25 protein-coding genes and 2 pseudogenes are annotated in these 14265 nt (G+C 65.3%); all 27 read right to left on the bottom strand.

Going from position 1 to position 14265, the window contains the following annotated elements; translation table 11 throughout:
• Positions 1–65 precede the first annotated feature (65 nt).
• The 27 genes and pseudogenes from rpsD to rplC all read right to left on the bottom strand — a co-directional run bounded on the left by rpsD (position 66) and on the right by rplC (position 14022).
• A complete protein-coding gene (gene rpsD, locus R8G01_19475) occupies positions 66–683 on the bottom strand; it encodes a 30S ribosomal protein S4 (GenBank protein ID MDW3216182.1) in 618 nt (205 codons plus the stop codon).
• Positions 684–691: 8 nt separating this feature from the next.
• Positions 692–1090, bottom strand: coding sequence for a 30S ribosomal protein S11 (gene rpsK, locus R8G01_19470; protein MDW3216181.1), 399 nt, complete (start codon positions 1088–1090; stop codon positions 692–694).
• Positions 1091–1093: 3 nt separating this feature from the next.
• The gene (gene rpsM, locus R8G01_19465; protein MDW3216180.1) at positions 1094–1474 is read right to left on the bottom strand and encodes a 30S ribosomal protein S13; all 381 of its coding nucleotides are present in this window, start codon (positions 1472–1474) and stop codon (positions 1094–1096) included.
• Positions 1475–1489: 15 nt separating this feature from the next.
• A complete protein-coding gene (gene rpmJ, locus R8G01_19460; protein ID MDW3216179.1) occupies positions 1490–1603 on the bottom strand; it encodes a 50S ribosomal protein L36 in 114 nt (37 codons plus the stop codon).
• Positions 1604–1625: 22 nt separating this feature from the next.
• Positions 1626–1850, bottom strand: a complete 225-nt coding sequence (infA, locus tag R8G01_19455; protein ID MDW3216178.1) for a translation initiation factor IF-1 — start codon at positions 1848–1850, stop codon at positions 1626–1628.
• Positions 1851–2009: 159 nt separating this feature from the next.
• Entirely contained in the window at positions 2010–2666 is a 657-nt protein-coding gene (locus R8G01_19450) for an adenylate kinase (protein MDW3216177.1), read from the bottom strand.
• Between the two features lie 10 nt (positions 2667–2676).
• Positions 2677–4017 carry a preprotein translocase subunit SecY gene (secY, locus tag R8G01_19445; protein MDW3216176.1) on the bottom strand — a complete coding sequence of 447 codons (1341 nt, stop codon included), beginning with the start codon at positions 4015–4017 and terminating at the stop codon, positions 2677–2679.
• An 87-nt stretch (positions 4018–4104) separates the two neighbouring features.
• Complete coding sequence (gene rplO, locus R8G01_19440) at positions 4105–4605, bottom strand: 50S ribosomal protein L15 (protein MDW3216175.1); 501 nt, start codon at positions 4603–4605, stop codon at positions 4105–4107.
• Between the two features lie 2 nt (positions 4606–4607).
• Positions 4608–4799 carry a 50S ribosomal protein L30 gene (rpmD, locus tag R8G01_19435; GenBank protein MDW3216174.1) on the bottom strand — a complete coding sequence of 64 codons (192 nt, stop codon included), beginning with the start codon at positions 4797–4799 and terminating at the stop codon, positions 4608–4610.
• 11 nt (positions 4800–4810) lie between these two features.
• On the bottom strand, positions 4811–5401 hold the full coding sequence (gene rpsE / locus R8G01_19430; protein MDW3216173.1) for a 30S ribosomal protein S5: 591 nt from the start codon (positions 5399–5401) through the stop codon (positions 4811–4813).
• Positions 5401–5766 carry a 50S ribosomal protein L18 gene (gene rplR / locus R8G01_19425; protein ID MDW3216172.1) on the bottom strand — a complete coding sequence of 122 codons (366 nt, stop codon included), beginning with the start codon at positions 5764–5766 and terminating at the stop codon, positions 5401–5403. The genes rpsE and rplR overlap by 1 nt, the downstream gene beginning before the upstream one ends.
• Positions 5766–6308 carry a 50S ribosomal protein L6 gene (gene rplF, locus R8G01_19420; GenBank protein MDW3216171.1) on the bottom strand — a complete coding sequence of 181 codons (543 nt, stop codon included), beginning with the start codon at positions 6306–6308 and terminating at the stop codon, positions 5766–5768. The genes rplR and rplF overlap by 1 nt, the downstream gene beginning before the upstream one ends.
• 24 nt (positions 6309–6332) lie before the next feature.
• On the bottom strand, positions 6333–6734 hold the full coding sequence (rpsH, locus tag R8G01_19415; protein ID MDW3216170.1) for a 30S ribosomal protein S8: 402 nt from the start codon (positions 6732–6734) through the stop codon (positions 6333–6335).
• Positions 6735–6747: 13 nt separating this feature from the next.
• Positions 6748–6933: a type Z 30S ribosomal protein S14 gene (locus R8G01_19410; protein MDW3216169.1), complete on the bottom strand. Its 186-nt coding sequence runs from the start codon at positions 6931–6933 to the stop codon at positions 6748–6750.
• 26 nt (positions 6934–6959) lie between these two features.
• Positions 6960–7586, bottom strand: a complete 627-nt coding sequence (gene rplE, locus R8G01_19405) for a 50S ribosomal protein L5 (protein ID MDW3216168.1) — start codon at positions 7584–7586, stop codon at positions 6960–6962.
• Positions 7586–7888 carry a 50S ribosomal protein L24 gene (gene rplX / locus R8G01_19400; protein ID MDW3216167.1) on the bottom strand — a complete coding sequence of 101 codons (303 nt, stop codon included), beginning with the start codon at positions 7886–7888 and terminating at the stop codon, positions 7586–7588. Before rplX ends, rplE begins: the two co-directional genes overlap by 1 nt.
• A 1-nt stretch (position 7889) precedes the next feature.
• Positions 7890–8258 carry a 50S ribosomal protein L14 gene (gene rplN / locus R8G01_19395; protein ID MDW3216166.1) on the bottom strand — a complete coding sequence of 123 codons (369 nt, stop codon included), beginning with the start codon at positions 8256–8258 and terminating at the stop codon, positions 7890–7892.
• 4 nt (positions 8259–8262) lie between these two features.
• Positions 8263–8556: a 30S ribosomal protein S17 gene (gene rpsQ, locus R8G01_19390; GenBank protein ID MDW3216165.1), complete on the bottom strand. Its 294-nt coding sequence runs from the start codon at positions 8554–8556 to the stop codon at positions 8263–8265.
• Positions 8557–8561: 5 nt separating this feature from the next.
• Positions 8562–8774: a 50S ribosomal protein L29 gene (rpmC, locus tag R8G01_19385; GenBank protein MDW3216164.1), complete on the bottom strand. Its 213-nt coding sequence runs from the start codon at positions 8772–8774 to the stop codon at positions 8562–8564.
• 1 nt (position 8775) lies between these two features.
• Positions 8776–9192, bottom strand: a complete 417-nt coding sequence (rplP, locus tag R8G01_19380; protein MDW3216163.1) for a 50S ribosomal protein L16 — start codon at positions 9190–9192, stop codon at positions 8776–8778.
• A 238-nt stretch (positions 9193–9430) separates the two neighbouring features.
• Positions 9431–10063 (bottom strand): annotated as a pseudogene (gene rpsC / locus R8G01_19375) (30S ribosomal protein S3).
• 513 nt (positions 10064–10576) lie between these two features.
• A pseudogene (gene rplV / locus R8G01_19370) lies at positions 10577–10945 on the bottom strand (50S ribosomal protein L22).
• A 29-nt stretch (positions 10946–10974) separates the two neighbouring features.
• Positions 10975–11253, bottom strand: a complete 279-nt coding sequence (gene rpsS, locus R8G01_19365; protein MDW3216162.1) for a 30S ribosomal protein S19 — start codon at positions 11251–11253, stop codon at positions 10975–10977.
• Positions 11254–11275: 22 nt separating this feature from the next.
• Complete coding sequence (rplB, locus tag R8G01_19360) at positions 11276–12112, bottom strand: 50S ribosomal protein L2 (GenBank protein ID MDW3216161.1); 837 nt, start codon at positions 12110–12112, stop codon at positions 11276–11278.
• Positions 12113–12119: 7 nt separating this feature from the next.
• Complete coding sequence (rplW, locus tag R8G01_19355) at positions 12120–12407, bottom strand: 50S ribosomal protein L23 (protein MDW3216160.1); 288 nt, start codon at positions 12405–12407, stop codon at positions 12120–12122.
• On the bottom strand, positions 12407–13357 hold the full coding sequence (gene rplD, locus R8G01_19350; protein MDW3216159.1) for a 50S ribosomal protein L4: 951 nt from the start codon (positions 13355–13357) through the stop codon (positions 12407–12409). Before rplD ends, rplW begins: the two co-directional genes overlap by 1 nt.
• A 5-nt stretch (positions 13358–13362) precedes the next feature.
• Entirely contained in the window at positions 13363–14022 is a 660-nt protein-coding gene (gene rplC / locus R8G01_19345) for a 50S ribosomal protein L3 (GenBank protein ID MDW3216158.1), read from the bottom strand.
• Positions 14023–14265 lie beyond the last annotated feature (243 nt).

Raw genomic sequence — 14265 nt, 5'->3', positions numbered from 1 at the left:
CGATGACGCTGATTTCGCGGGTGACGTGTTGAGGTGCGGCGGCTCACGCCGCGGCGGCGAGCGGACTACTTGGAGTAGAGCTCGACGATGAGGGACTCGCGCACCGGCACATCGATGTGCTCGCGCTGGGGGAGACTGCGGACGGTGACCTGCTTGCCACCATCGCCCGTCTCGAGCCAGCCGACGAGCGACCGGTCGAGCGTGTCGATGTTGTGCTGCACGACGATCATGTTGGTGGCCTTCTCGCTCAGCGTGACGACCTGCCCCTGCTTCAGACGGTACGACGGGATGTCGACTCGCTTGCCGTCGACCTTGATCAGACCGTGGTTCACGAACTGACGGGCCTGCGGGCGGGTCGATGCCCAGCCGGCTCGGTACACGACGTTGTCGAGACGGGTCTCGAGGAGGATCAACAGGTTCTCACCGGTCGGCCCCTGCAGACGGTTCGCCTCGTTGTAGGTCTTCTTGAACTGCCGTTCGAGCAGACCGTAGATGTACTTGGCCTTCTGCTTCTCCTGCAGCTGGGCGAGGTACTCGCTGCCGGCGTTGCGACGGCGGGTCCGGCCGTGCTGCCCCGGCGGGAAGGGACGACGATCGAGCGCCTTGCGGCCCTTCTCGTTCTCGAAGATGTTGGTGGAGAGGCGACGCGAAAGGCGCACCTTGGGTCCGGTGTAACGAGCCATGATCTACCTCAGCCTCGGCGCCGCTTCGGCGGGCGGCAGCCATTGTGCGGCACGGGCGTGACGTCCTTGATGGACGTGACCTCGATGCCGGTGTTCTGGATGGAACGAACCGCGGTGTCGCGACCCGAACCCGGGCCCTTCACCTGCACTTCGACGCGACGGAGACCATGCTCCATCGCTGCGTTCGCCGCGCGCTCGGCGGCTTGCTGGGCAGCGTAGGGCGTGCTCTTGCGGCTGCCCTTGAAGCCGACGGCACCCGACGATGCCCAGGAGATCACGTTGCCCTGTGCGTCGGTGATGGTGACGATCGTGTTGTTGAACGAGCTCTTGATGTGCACGACACCCGAGGAGACGTTCTTGCGATCGCGCTTGCGGGGGCGACGACCGCCCGGCTTTGCCTTGGCCATGGCTTACTTCCTCACTGCCTTCTTCTTGTTGGCCACCGTGCGCTTCGGGCCCTTGCGGGTCCGGGCGTTGGTGTGGGTGCGCTGCCCGCGGACCGGAAGGCCCTTGCGGTGGCGGACGCCTTGCAGGCACCCGATCTCGATCTTGCGCTTGATGTCGTTCTGGACATCGCGACGCAGGTCACCTTCGATGGTGAGGTTCTGGTCGACGTACTGACGGATCTTGTTGACCTCGTCCTCGGTCAGGTTGGACACCTTCGTGTTCCGGTCGAGTTCGAGCTCATCACAGATCTTCTGGGAGGTCGTGAGACCGATCCCGAAGATGTAGGTGAGCGAGATCTCCAACCGCTTCTCGCGGGGGATGTCGACGCCAGCAATACGTGCCATTCTCGTACTCTCTTCTCAGCCCTGGCGCTGCTTGTGGCGCGGGTTCTCACAGATGACTTGGACGCGGCCGTGCCGGCGGATGACGCGGCACTTCTCGCACATGGGTTTGACGCTCGGTCGGACCTTCACGACTTCATCTCAATTCTTCGGCTCACTTGTATCGGTACGTGATACGGCCTCGGGTGAGGTCGTAGGGAGTGAGTTCCACCTGCACCTTGTCGCCGGGCAGAATGCGGATGTAGTGCATCCGCATCTTCCCCGAGATGTGGGCCAACACGTTGTGGCCGTTCTCGAGCTCGACACGGAACATTGCATTCGGAAGCGACTCGACGATCGTGCCTTCGAGCACGATGGCGTCGTCTTTGGGCTTTGCCAGGGGAAACTCTCCTCGGTACGAACTGAGGATTTCCCCAGCTCAGCGGACTTTCGTTGGTGGTCTGCACACAGACCGACTAGCAATGCTATCGGAAGCGGGCGCGATCCCCAATGGCAGGATCCGCCACTTTTCCGAGGCGATGTGCTAGCGGTGGGCCGCCTACCGGCGGGCCTCGATCGCGTCGGTGAGACGCTTGAACACGTGGTCGGGATGCCCGACACCATTGACCACGGCGAGTGCACCGCGGCTACTGAAATACTCGATCAACGGAGCGGTCTGCTCCTCGTAGAGGTCGAGACGACGGTCGACCGCCTCGGGTGTGTCGTCGGCGCGCTGCTGCACGTCGCCGCCACAGACGTCGCAGATCCACGGCGACGGTTCGTTGTCGCTCGCCGTGTAGTTGGTGCCGCAGTCACGGCATACGCGCCGCGCCGAGAGACGCTCGCGCACGATTTCGCGGGGCACGTCGAGGTCGATGACCGTGTTGATCGGTTTGGCGGCGGTCAGCTCGTCGAGCGCCTGCGCCTGCGCGACCGTGCGGGGGAACCCGTCGAGGATGTAGCCGCGACTGTCGGCGTCGGGCTTGGCGAGCCGCTCGTCGACCAGGCCGATCATGATGTCGTCGCCGACCAGACCGCCCTCCTCCATGATCTGCTTCGCGAGCAGGCCAAGCTCGGTGCCCTCGCGGACCGCGGCGCGCAGCATGTCACCCGTCGAGATGTGCGGGACGACGTAGTGGCGCGACAGTCGGACACACTGCGTCCCCTTACCGGCTCCCTGCCGGCCGAGGATGATGAGGCGTGCACCCGGGATCACGGGACGGCGACTACTTCAGGAACCCGGCGTAGTTGCGCAGCATCAGCTGGCTGTCGATCTGGCGCATCAGCTCGAGGGCCACACCCACCGAGATGAGGACGCTCGTGCCGGCAAAGGCGAAGGAGTTCACGTCGGCGGCCCACAGGATCAGATACGGCAGGATCGCGATGATCGCGATGAACACGGCGCCCGGCAGCGTGATCCGGTTGACGGCCTTGCCGAGGTACGCCTCGGTCTGCGGACCGGGACGGACGCCGGGGATGAACCCGCCCTGACGGCGGATCTGGTCGGCCTGGCGGACCGGGTCGAACGCGATCGAGTTGTAGAAGTAGGCGAAGGCGATGATCAACAGGGCGAAGATCGTGACATACACCAGGTTCTGACTGTTCAGGATGTACTGGTCGACGAACTCCTGGGCCTGGCCACGAGCCTTGTCCCACCAGTTGCTGCTGTTCGCGTCGCCGTTGCCGAGGAAGCTGACCATGATGGCCGGCAGCAGCAGGATCGAGCTGGCGAAGATGATCGGGATCACACCGGACTGGTTGACCTTGAGCGGGATGTAGGTGTTCTGGCCACCCATCATCCGACGGCCTACCACACGTTTCGCGAACTGGACCGGGATACGGCGTTGGCCGAGTTCGATGAACACCACCGCCACGATGATCCCGATCGTGACGACGATCATCACCACGAACCAGAAGACCTTGTTGACCTGGAGGATCGAGTAGAACCCGCCGGGCAAGGAGGCGACGACCGAGGCGAAGATGACCATCGACATGCCGTTGCCGATGCCACGCTGCGAGATCAGCTCACCCATCCACATCAGGACGGCGGTGCCGGCGACGAGGGTGGGGATGATCAGGTAGCCGCGCGGCCAGATGCCGTCGGGCAACAGCGGCACCGACGGCGCCTGGACCGCGCTGAAGAACGCGCCGCCACCGCCGGTACCGAACAGGAAGACCAGCACCGTCGACTGCAACAGCGCCAACGCGATCGTCACGTAGCGGGTGTACTGCGTGATCTTGCGTTGACCGACGGCACCCTCCTGCTGGAGTTCTTCCAGCTTGGGGATGACGACGCCGAGCACCTGCATGATGATGCTGGCCGTGATGTACGGCATGATGCCGAGCGCGAAGATCGAGAACGACTCGAAGGCACCGCCGGAGAACAGGTTGAACAAGCCGAGCACACCGTCGCCGGTGCTCTCCTGGAGCTGATCGATCGCGAGCGGGTCGACGCCCGGCACACGAATGGCGGCACCGATGCGGTACAGCGCCACGATCATGAAGGTGAACAGGATCTTGTTCCGAAGATCCGCAACCTTGAAGATGTTCAACAAATTCGACAGCACTGGCGATGTTTTCCTCGTGTTCGGGGACTCGGGCAGGTTAGCGGGCGGGGCTCGCGAGGAGCCGCCGCCGTCGCAGGTCGACCGGAGTTACCGGTTCGTGAACTGGTTGCCCTTGGCGGCGGGTCGGCCCGCCTTGCCCTCTTCCTTGAACGGCAGCGTGATCAGCGTGACGGTGCCACCGGCACCCGTGATCGCGGCTTCGGCCGCCTTGGAGACCGCGTGTGCGTGGACGTCGAGCTTGGCGGTGATCTCACCGCGGCCGAGGATCTTGACGAAGGCGCCCTTCCGGACGATGCCACGAGCGACGAGCAGGTCGGGATCGACCGTCGACTCGCCGAGTTCGTTCAGCGTGTCGAGGTTGACCGCCGAGTACTCGACGCGGAACGGGTTGGTGAAGCCCTTGAGCTTCGGCACCCGCTGCTTGAGGGGCATCTGGCCACCTTCGAAACCGCGCGCGACCGTGTTGCGGGCGCGCTGTCCCTTGGTACCGCGACCGGCGGTCTTGCCGCCCTTGCCGCCGATACCGCGGCCGACGCGCTTGGCGCGCCGCTTCGAACCTGGTGCTGGTGCGAGATCGTCGACACGCATGATCACTCAGCTCCTTCTGTGACTTCGATGAGGTGCGGCACACGATGGATCATGCCGCGGATCTCGGGGCGATCGGGAAGGGTGTTGGTCTTGCCGATCCGGCCGAGACCCAACGCCCGCAGGGTGCCGCGAGCCTTGGGCTTCTCGCCGATCGCGGACTTCACCTGCTTGACGGAGATGGTGTTCTCACTCATTGGTCGTTCCCTCAGTCCTGACTCGTGGAGACGCCGGCAGCCATCTGCTTCTGGCGCTCTTCGTACGCCTTGAGCAGACCCTTCGGCACGAACGTGTCGGCCGGGATGCCACGGCGCTTGGCGATCTCGTCGGGCCGCTGGAGCGACTTGAGACCGGCGATCGTGGCGCGGGCGACGTTGATGTGGTTGGCGGAGCCGAGCGACTTGCACAGGATGTCGTGCACACCGGCTTCTTCCAGGATGATGCGTGCGGCGCCACCGGCGATGACGCCGGTACCAACGGATGCCGGCTTCATGAGCACACGACCGCCACCGGTCGAGCCGAGCACGGGGTGGATGATCGTGGAACCGGCCAGCGGCACCTCGAAGAGGTTGCGCTTGGCTTCCTCGGTGCCCTTCTGGATGGCCAACGGAACTTCCTTGGCCTTGCCGTAGCCGAGGCCGACGCGACCGTTGCCGTCACCGACCACGACGAGCGCCGTGAAGCTGAAGCGACGGCCACCCTTGACGACCTTGGCGACACGGTTGATCGTGATGACGCGCGACTCGCGCAGCCCGCCCTCGTTGTCGCGATCGTTGCGATTGTCGTTGTTGTACGCCATCAGAACTCCAGACCTGCTTTGCGTGCTGCCTCGGCGATCGCAGCGACGCGACCGTGGTAGGCGAATCCACCGCGGTCGAAGACCACGGTGTCGATGCCGGCGGCCTTGGCCCGCTCGGCGACGAGCTGACCGACGCGCTCGGCCGCGGCGACCGTCGCACCGCTGCTGCTGCGCAGGTCGGCTTCGTTGGTGGACGCAGCCGCCAGCGTGCGGCGGGCGTCGTCGTCGATCACCTGGACGGTGATGTGCTTGTTCGACCGGTGAACGGCGAGGCGCGGACGGGCCGCGGTGCCGTGCACCTTCTTGCGGACCCGACGATGGCGGCGGATGCGGCCCTCACGGCGTGCCTTGGCGATGTCACTCATTACTTCTTACCTGCCTTGCCGGCCTTGCGCAGGACGCGCTCGCCGGCATACCGGACGCCCTTGCCCTTGTAGGGCTCGGGCTTGCGGATGCTGCGGATGTTGGCGGCCACCTGGCCGACGACCTCTTTGTCGATGCCGGACACGACGACCTGCGTCGGGGCCGGGACCTCGAAGGTGATGCCCTCGGGAGCGGTCACGTTGACCGGGTGGCTGAAGCCGAGATTGAGCCGGAGCGCATTGGCACCCTGGGCCTCGGCGCGGTAGCCGACGCCGACGATCTCGAGCTGCTTCTTGTAGCCGTCGGTGACCCCGATGACCATGTTGTTGACGAGGCTCCGGGTCAGGCCGTGGAGCGCCTTGTTCTTGCGCTCGTCGTTGGGGCGCACGAACGTGAGTGCGCCGTCCTCCTGACGGATCTCGATGCCACCCGGGATGGGGCGGCTGAGCGAGCCCTTCGGGCCCTTGACCGTGACGTTGCCGTCGGCGACCGTGACGTCGACGCCGGACGGGACGGTGACGGGTGCGTTACCGATACGAGACATGAGTCTTCCCTTCGATCCTCTGGCTCACCAGACGTAGCAGAGGACTTCGCCGCCGACGTTGCGCTTGCGCGCCTCGCGGTCGGTCATGAGCCCATGGCTGGTGGACAGGACGGCCACACCGAGACCACCGAGCACACGAGGCACGGCGGTCGACTTGCGGTAGACGCGCAAGCCCGGGGTGGAGATGCGACGAAGGCCGGAGATCGTGCGTTCACGATCGTCGGAGTACTTCATCGAGATGGTGAGCACGTCGCCGGGGCCCTTGGTCGACGGTGCGACCTCGAAGCCTCCGATGTAGCCCTCGGATTCGAGGACCTTGGCGAGTGCGACCTTCTGCTTCGACGAGGGCATACGCACCTCGTCGTGCATCGCCGTGTTCGCGTTGCGAATCCGGGTCAGCATGTCGGCAATGGGATCAGTCAGCATGTTTCTTCCTCCCTCACCAGCTCGACTTCGTCAGGCCGGGGATCTCACCGGCATGTGCGAGCTCACGCAAGCAGATGCGGCAGAGGCCGAACTTCCTGAAGACCGAACGGGACCGGCCGCAACGGCGGCAGCGGGTGTAGGCGCGAACTTTGAACTTGGGCGTACCAGCCGCCTTGTTGACGAGTGCTTTCTTGGCCATGTCGTATCTCTCTCTCGCCTACTCGTTCACTTCTTCTTGCCACCGCGGTACGGACCACGGCTCTTCTTCTTGCGGGGGGCGTTGTCGGCGTCGGCGCCCTTCTTGAAGGGGAAGCCGAACGCATCGAGCAGCGCCTTGCCGGCCTCGTTGGTGACCGCCGTCGTGACGATGGTGATGTCCATGCCCCGCTGGTGGTCGACGTTGTCGACGTTGATCTCGGGGAACACGGTCTGGTCGTTGAGACCGAACGTGTAGTTGCCCCGGCCGTCCCACGAATGAGCCGGCAGACCGCGGAAGTCACGGATACGGGGGATGGCCACCGAGATCAGGCGGTCGTAGAACTCCCACATGCGATCGCCGCGCAGCGTCACCTTGGTGCCGATGGCCTGGCCCTCACGGAGCTTGAAGCCGGCGATCGAGGTCTGCGCCTTGGTGACGACCGGCTTCTGGCCGGCGATCAGCGTGAGCTCGTCGACGGCCTTTTCGAGCAGCGACGGCTGCTGCGTGGCCCGGCCGACGCCCATGTTGATGACGATCTTGTCGAGCCTCGGGATCTGCATCGCGTTCTCGATGCCGAGGTCCTTGGCGAGCTGCGCCTTGATCGTGTTGTTGTACCGCGCCTTGAGACGGGGCTGGGTTGCGGTGGCGTTCATCAGACTTCCTCACCACTCGGGCGTGCGATACGGACCTTCTCACCCTTGCTGTTCTCGGTGTATCCGAGACGCACGGTGTTGCCCTTGTGCACGAACATGACGTTGGAGGCGTCGATCGGCATGTCGCGGTCGATGATCCCGGCCTGCTCGTTGGCACGAGCGGCACGCTGATGCTTCGACGCGGTGTTCACACCGGTGACGATCACCTTGTTGGCCTTGGGGTAGACGTGTTCGACCACGCCTTCCTTGCCCTTGTCTTTGCCCGTGATCACACGGACCGGATCTCCCTTGCGGAGTTTCATGTCAGATCACCTCCGGTGCGAGCGACACGATGCGCATGAACTTGCGATCACGCAACTCACGGCCGACCGGGCCGAAGATGCGGGTGCCGCGAGGCGTGAGATCGTCCTTGATCAGCACGGCTGCGTTCTCGTCGAAGCGGATGTAACTGCCATCCGGGCGACGCTTTTCCTTCTTGACTCGGACGACGACGCACTTGACGACGTCGCCCTTCTTCACCCCGGCGCCCGGGATGGCATCTTTGACGGTGGCCACGAAGACGTCACCGATCGAGGCGTACCGGCGGCGCGTGCCACCGAGCACCTTGATGCAGAGGACTTCCTTGGCACCACTGTTGTCGGCGACCCGAAGTCGCGACTCTTGCTGAATCATCGGTTCACCGTGCCCGCTCGATGACGTCGACGAGACGCCAGCGCTTGTTCTTGCTCATCGGCCGGCACTCCATGACGCGGACCTTGTCGCCGACTCCGGCGTCGTTGGTCTCGTCGTGGGTGTAGAGCTTCTTGCTCTTCAGGACGAACTTGTTGTACTTGGCGTGACGCACGCGGTCGGTGATGGTGACGACGATCGTCTTGTCCATCCCGGCCGACGTCACGACGCCTTCACGAACCTTCCGGGCCGTGCGCTCGGTGCTCGACGCCTCGGTGGCGGTGGTGTCTGTTTCGCTCATGTCTCTCAGCCTTCCGCCTCGGCCGCAGCGATCTCACGCTGACGGATGAGGGTGTTGATACGCGCGATCTGTCGGCGCACCTTCGGGATCTCAGCGGTGTTCTCGAGCTGACCGGTCGCGTTCCGGAAGCGGAGGTTCAACGCCTCGTGCTTGGTTTCGCGCAGCTCTTCGACGAGCTCGGTCAGGTCCATCTCGGCCAGCTTGTTCTTGCGTGCCATGTCAGATCATCTCCTCACGCGTGATGACGCGTGCCTTGATCGGGAGCTTCTGGATCGCCTTGTTCATGGCTTCCTTGGCGGTGGCCTCGTCCGGGTACGAGAGCTCGAAGAGCACACGACCCGGGCGCACGACGGCGACCCAGAATTCGGGGTTGCCCTTGCCGGAACCCATGCGGGTCTCGGCGGGCTTCTTCGTGACGGGCTTGTCCGGGAAGATGTTGATCCAGACCTTGCCGCCACGGCGGATGGCGCGGGTCATGGCGATACGGGCGGCCTCGATCTGGCGGGCGGTCAGCCAGCCCGGCTCGAGGGCCTGGATGCCGTACTCACCGAAATGCAGTTCGGTGCCGGCCTTGGCCTTGCCCTTCGTGCGACCACGATGGTGTTTGCGATGTGCGACTTTGCGGGGCATCAACATGATGGATTCCTCACTCCCCTTCGCCGGTCTTGCGGGCGATGGTCTCTTCTTCGTCGAGCAACTTCTCGAGCTCGGGGTCAGCGTCCTTGATCAGGGGCTGCGTCTCGGGCTCGGGTGCGACCTGGCGCTGGCGGGCTGCCGACGACACGACCTTGCGGGGGCCGTCGTCGGCGGTCTGACCCGACGTCTCGCCGACGGCCATGGCCGCCTCACGAGCGATCTTGTCTTCGTTGGCCGGCTTGTACGGGAGGATGTCGCCCTTGTAGAGCCACACCTTCACGCCGACGCGACCGTTGGCGGTCTTCGCCTCACGGAAGCCGTAGTCGATGTCGGCACGCAGCGTGTGCAACGGCACACGGCCTTCGCGGTACCACTCGGTGCGGCTCATCTCGGCGCCGCCGAGGCGGCCGGAGCACTGCACGCGGATGCCGAGGGCACCGGCGCGCTGGGCGTTCTGGACGGCCCGCTTCATCGCACGCCGGAAGGCGATGCGGTTGGCGAGCTGGTCGGCGACACCCTGTGCGATCAGCGCAGCGTCGAGCTCGGGGGTCTTGATCTCGACGATGTTCAGCTGGATCTTCTGGTTGCCGGTGATGTCGGTGATCATCTGGCGCAGCTCGTCGGCCTGGGCGCCACGACGACCGATGACGATGCCCGGGCGTGCGGTGTGCACGTCGACGCGCAGCTTGTCGCGGGTCCGCTCGATCTCGATGCGGCTGATCGCGGCGGACTCGAGCCGCTTCATGATCGCCTCACGGATCTTCCAGTCTTCGGTGAGGTACTGCTTGTACTCACGCTCGGAGAACCAACGGCTCTTCCAGTCGGTGCTCACGCCGAGGCGGAAGCCGTACGGATTGATCTTCTGACCCATGAATCAGTCCTCGTCCTTCTGGGTGCCCGGCTTGGCGAAGCCTGCGGCCTCGGCGTTCTCTTCGGTGTCGAACCACACCTCGGCCTTGGTGACCTTGTAGTAGCGGCTGTCGGGGGTGTGATAGAGCATCGAGTCGGCGTTGCCCTTGATCGGGTGGGTGTCGGGCCCGTTGCCATCGGCATCGGGCAGCACGGCACCTGCGTAGTCGGCAGCGGCGAACTCACCGGCCGGAGCTTCGACGGCGTCGTCGCCGCTGTCGTCGGCGGTGTCGGCCGCATCGGCGACGTCGGCGAAACCCTGCACCTCGGCGTCGTCGGTACCGACGACGTCCTCGGCGGTCTCGTCGTCGAGATCCTCGGTGGCCTCGTCGGCCTCGATCGCGTCGACGCCGGCCTTGGCCGCTTCGGCGCGCTTGCGGCTGCGCTCGACGCGTGCCTGACGGTTGGCGCTGGCACCGGCGGTGTTGCCGTCGATGCGGGCCCGCACGACCTCGAGTCGGTCATCGCTCATGCGAGCGACGACGATCGTGATGTGGCAGGTGCGCTTGCGGATGCGGGTGGCGCGGCCACGGGCACGGGGGCGGAAACGACGCAGCGTCGGGCCCTCGTCGGCGAAACAGGCGAGCACGAACAGCTCGTCGGCGTCGGCGATGTACGAACCCGTGTTGTCGGGGTTGCTCGCGTTGGCGACCGCACTGGCGAGCACCTTGCGGATGTCGTGGGCGATGCCGCGCTCGGTGAACTGCAACACCTGGTCGGCGCGCGACACATCGAGTCCGCGGATCAGGTCGAGCACGACCCGCGCCTTGTAGGCCGACGACCGCACGTACTTGGCGGTGGCCTTGGTGCCGTGACGGACGCCCGGCTCGAGCGTCGCCGTGATGGCACCTTCGTTCAGCTTCGGTCCGCGCATTATCGACGAGCTCCCTTTTCCTGCCCAGCGTGGAACTTGAAGGTCCGCGTGGGGCTGAACTCACCGAGCTTGTGGCCGACCATCGACTCGGTGACGTACACCGGGACGTGCTTGCGGCCGTCGTGGACGGCGATCGTGTGACCGACCATGTCGGGGATGATCGTCGAGCGACGCGACCAGGTCTTGATGACCTTGCGCTCGCCGGCGTCGTTCTGGGCATCGACCTTCTTGAGCAGGTGCTCGTCGACGAAGGGGCCCTTCTTGAGACTGCGTGTCATGGTTCTGCTTCTTCCCTATCCCTCAGCGACGCCCGCGACCGGAGCGGCGACGACGGACGATCATCTTCTGGCTGGCCTTCTTCTTCGAACGGGTGCGGCCCTCGGGCTTGCCCCACGGGGACACGGCGGGACGACCACCGGACGTCCGGCCTTCACCACCACCGAGGGGGTGGTCGACCGGGTTCATCGCGACACCGCGGGTCTGGGGCTTGATGCCCTTCCAGCGGTTGCGACCGGCCTTGCCGATCTTGACGAGCTCGTGCTCGGAGTTGCCGACTTCGCCCACCGTTGCACGGCAGTCGATGGCGACTCGACGCATCTCGGTCGACGGCATACGCAGCGTGGCGTAGTCGCCTTCCTTGGCGACCAGCTGGACGGCGATGCCGGCCGAACGACCGACCTTGCCACCCTGACCGGGCCGCAGCTCGACGTTGTGGATCGTGGTACCGACCGGGATGTACCGGAGCGGCAGTGCGTTGCCGGGCTTGATGTCGGCGCCCTGGCCGCTCTCGACGTGGTCGCCCACGTTGAGGCCCTTGGGCGCCAGGATGTAGGCCTTCTCGCCGTCGGCGTAGTGGAGCAGCGCGATCCGGCAGGTGCGGTTCGGGTCGTACTCGATGGCGGCGACCTTGGCGGTCACCGAATCCTTGGTCCGCTTGAAGTCGACCACGCGGTAGCGCTGCTTGTGGCCGCCACCGCGGTGACGCGAGGTCTTGCGACCGTAGGCGTTGCGGCCGCCGGTCTTCGGCTTGGATGCCAGCAGCGTCTTCTCCGGCGTCGACTTGGTGACTTCGGAGAAGTCGGACGACGTCTGGAAACGACGTGCGGGGCTCGTGGGCTTGCGTGAACGAATCGCCATGATGACCTCAGTTCTCGAACAGCGGGATCTCGCCCGCTGCCAGCGTGACGATGGCGCGCTTGGTGTTCGGCTTGGAACCGGTGCGGTTCGTGCCTCGGACTCGGGTGGCCTTGCCCTTGCGGTTGAGGGTGTTGACCTTGAGCACCTCGACCCCCCAGATCGCCTCGACGGCGTCGCGGATCTCGGGCTTGCTGGCGCTCTGATGCACCTTGAACGTGTAGACGCCGGTCTCCATGAGCTCGTAGCTCTTCTCGGAGACGACCGGCGCCATGATGATGTCGCGTGGGTCCTTCATCAGCCTTCGCTCTCGTTCTCGTCGGCGGCGTCACGCTGTGACGGCGGCTTCTGGAAGCCGGCGGCTTCCGCGTTCTCTTCGGTGTCGAACCAGACCTCGGCGACGGTGCGGTCGTAGAACGCACTCCCGGGCACGTGGTAGAGCATCGAGTCGGCGTTGCCCTTGATGTCGTAGCCCTCGGGCTGCGCGTCGTCGGGGAGCGCCTTGGCCGATCCGGCCCATTCTGATGGGACGGGACTGGTCTCCGCTTCGCTTTGACCGCTCCCGTCCTCCGACTCGTCGCTGGCGCTTCCCTCGTCGGCTGACTTGGGGGCGGCCTCGGTCTTCGTGACCTTCGGTGCGGCGGGTGCGGGCAGGGTGGCCTGCGTGAACACGATGTACTCGTTGCAGAGCACGTCGTAGGCGTTGAGTTCGGCCGGGGTGATCAGCTGGACCTCGACGAGGTTGCGGAAGCTGAGTGCCGCAGCGGCGTCGTCACGGTCGACGACGACGAGCGCCTTGCCGTCGATGCCGAGACCGGCGAGCGCCGACTTGGCGGCCTTGGTGCTCGGCGAGTCCCAACCCCAGGAGTCGACGACGATGATCTTGCCCTCGTTGGCACGGTCGGACAGCGCCGAGCGGAGTGCGAGGCCGATCATCTTCTTCGGCGTCTTCTGGTCGTACTTGCGGGGCTTCGGGCCGAGGGCCACGCCACCACCGCTGTAGTGCGGCGCACGGATCGAGCCCTGACGGGCGTTGCCGGTGCCCTTCTGGCGGTACGGCTTGGCGCCACCACCACGGACTTCGCTGCGGGTCTTGGTGCTCTGCGTGCCGGCCCGTCGGGCGGCGAGCTGAGCGGTGACGACCTGGTGCATGACCGGCACGTTGGGCTCGATGCCGAACGTGTTGTCGTCGAGGTCGACCTTGCCGGCGTCGCTGCCGGCTGCGTTCTTGAGGGTGATCTGCGACATGTTGATCAGGCTCCCTTCCCGGTCGACGAGGCAGTTGCCTTGACGGCGTTGCGGACGGATACGACGCCGCCGTTCGGACCCGGAACCGAGCCCTTGATCAGCAGAACGTTGCGCTCGACGTCGGAATCGACGACCTCGAGGTTGAGCGTGGTGACTTGCTCGTGACCCATGTGGCCGGCCATCCGCTGGCCCTTGAACACACGACCGGGGAACGAGCAGGCGCCGATCGAGCCGGGCATACGGTGCGTGCGGTGCACGCCGTGGCCTTCGCCCATGCCTCGGAAGTTGTGGCGCTTCATGACACCGGCGAAACCCTTGCCTCGGCTGGTGCCCGTCACGTCGACGCGGCTGCCGGCGGCGATCGACTCGACGGTGATCTCCTGGCCGACTTCGAAGCCGTCGACCGAGTCGAGACGCAGCTCGACGAGCCGCTTGCCCGGCTGCACGCCGGCCTTCTCGAAATGGCCCGCATCGGGCTTGTTGAGCTTCTTCGCCTCGCGATGACCGTAGGTCACCTGCAGGGCGGTGTATCCGTCGCGCTCGTTGGTCTTGATCTGGACGATGCGCATGGGCTCGACACGGAGAACCGTGACGGGGATGACCTTGTCATCCACCCATTTCTGCGTCATCCCGACCTTCTCGCCGAGAATCACTGTCTGTGCCATACCGGCTGTTCCTTGCTGTTGATCGAGCCCCGGCGGGGCTATCCACTGCTGACTGGCGACCGGTGATTTCTCACGCAAATGCTCCGCAGCCGAAACGGCGTGCGGAGCACTCGGTCACGTTGTTGCCATGAGGTCCCTGCCGGTCACCCGGATCAGGCTCACATGGACATCGATTGCGATTATGTTCGTGACTGAGTTCCCTCAGGACACGGCCAGGAAATGCTATCGGTGCCGTTCAGGCAC

Source organism: Ilumatobacteraceae bacterium, from assembly GCA_033344875.1.
In the GTDB taxonomy this organism is placed as follows: domain Bacteria; phylum Actinomycetota; class Acidimicrobiia; order Acidimicrobiales; family Ilumatobacteraceae; genus Ilumatobacter.
The sequence above is the reverse complement of the archived record's forward strand: the minus strand, read 5'-3'. Positions and strand labels throughout refer to the sequence as shown.

Bases quoted from the DNA above. Each gene is read 5' to 3' on its own strand.
- rpsD (MDW3216182.1), bottom strand. From the start codon at position 683: ATGGCTCGTTACACCGGACCCAAGGTGCGCCTTTCGCGTCGCCTCTCC.
- rpsK (MDW3216181.1), bottom strand. From the start codon at position 1,090: ATGGCCAAGGCAAAGCCGGGCGGTCGTCGCCCCCGCAAGCGCGATCGC.
- rpsM (MDW3216180.1), bottom strand. From the start codon at position 1,474: ATGGCACGTATTGCTGGCGTCGACATCCCCCGCGAGAAGCGGTTGGAG.
- rplO (MDW3216175.1), bottom strand. From the start codon at position 4,605: ATGCGTGTCGACGATCTCGCACCAGCACCAGGTTCGAAGCGGCGCGCC.
- rpmD (MDW3216174.1), bottom strand. From the start codon at position 4,799: ATGAGTGAGAACACCATCTCCGTCAAGCAGGTGAAGTCCGCGATCGGC.
- rpsE (MDW3216173.1), bottom strand. From the start codon at position 5,401: ATGGCGTACAACAACGACAATCGCAACGATCGCGACAACGAGGGCGGG.
- rplR (MDW3216172.1), bottom strand. From the start codon at position 5,766: ATGAGTGACATCGCCAAGGCACGCCGTGAGGGCCGCATCCGCCGCCAT.
- rplF (MDW3216171.1), bottom strand. From the start codon at position 6,308: ATGTCTCGTATCGGTAACGCACCCGTCACCGTCCCGTCCGGCGTCGAC.
- rpsH (MDW3216170.1), bottom strand. From the start codon at position 6,734: ATGCTGACTGATCCCATTGCCGACATGCTGACCCGGATTCGCAACGCG.
- R8G01_19410 (MDW3216169.1), bottom strand. From the start codon at position 6,933: ATGGCCAAGAAAGCACTCGTCAACAAGGCGGCTGGTACGCCCAAGTTC.
- rplE (MDW3216168.1), bottom strand. From the start codon at position 7,586: ATGAACGCCACCGCAACCCAGCCCCGTCTCAAGGCGCGGTACAACAAC.
- rplX (MDW3216167.1), bottom strand. From the start codon at position 7,888: ATGAAACTCCGCAAGGGAGATCCGGTCCGTGTGATCACGGGCAAAGAC.
- rplN (MDW3216166.1), bottom strand. From the start codon at position 8,258: ATGATTCAGCAAGAGTCGCGACTTCGGGTCGCCGACAACAGTGGTGCC.
- rpsQ (MDW3216165.1), bottom strand. From the start codon at position 8,556: ATGAGCGAAACAGACACCACCGCCACCGAGGCGTCGAGCACCGAGCGC.
- rpmC (MDW3216164.1), bottom strand. From the start codon at position 8,774: ATGGCACGCAAGAACAAGCTGGCCGAGATGGACCTGACCGAGCTCGTC.
- rplP (MDW3216163.1), bottom strand. From the start codon at position 9,192: ATGTTGATGCCCCGCAAAGTCGCACATCGCAAACACCATCGTGGTCGC.
- rpsS (MDW3216162.1), bottom strand. From the start codon at position 11,253: ATGACACGCAGTCTCAAGAAGGGCCCCTTCGTCGACGAGCACCTGCTC.
- rplB (MDW3216161.1), bottom strand. From the start codon at position 12,112: ATGGCGATTCGTTCACGCAAGCCCACGAGCCCCGCACGTCGTTTCCAG.
- rplW (MDW3216160.1), bottom strand. From the start codon at position 12,407: ATGAAGGACCCACGCGACATCATCATGGCGCCGGTCGTCTCCGAGAAG.
- rplD (MDW3216159.1), bottom strand. From the start codon at position 13,357: ATGTCGCAGATCACCCTCAAGAACGCAGCCGGCAGCGACGCCGGCAAG.
- rplC (MDW3216158.1), bottom strand. From the start codon at position 14,022: ATGGCACAGACAGTGATTCTCGGCGAGAAGGTCGGGATGACGCAGAAA.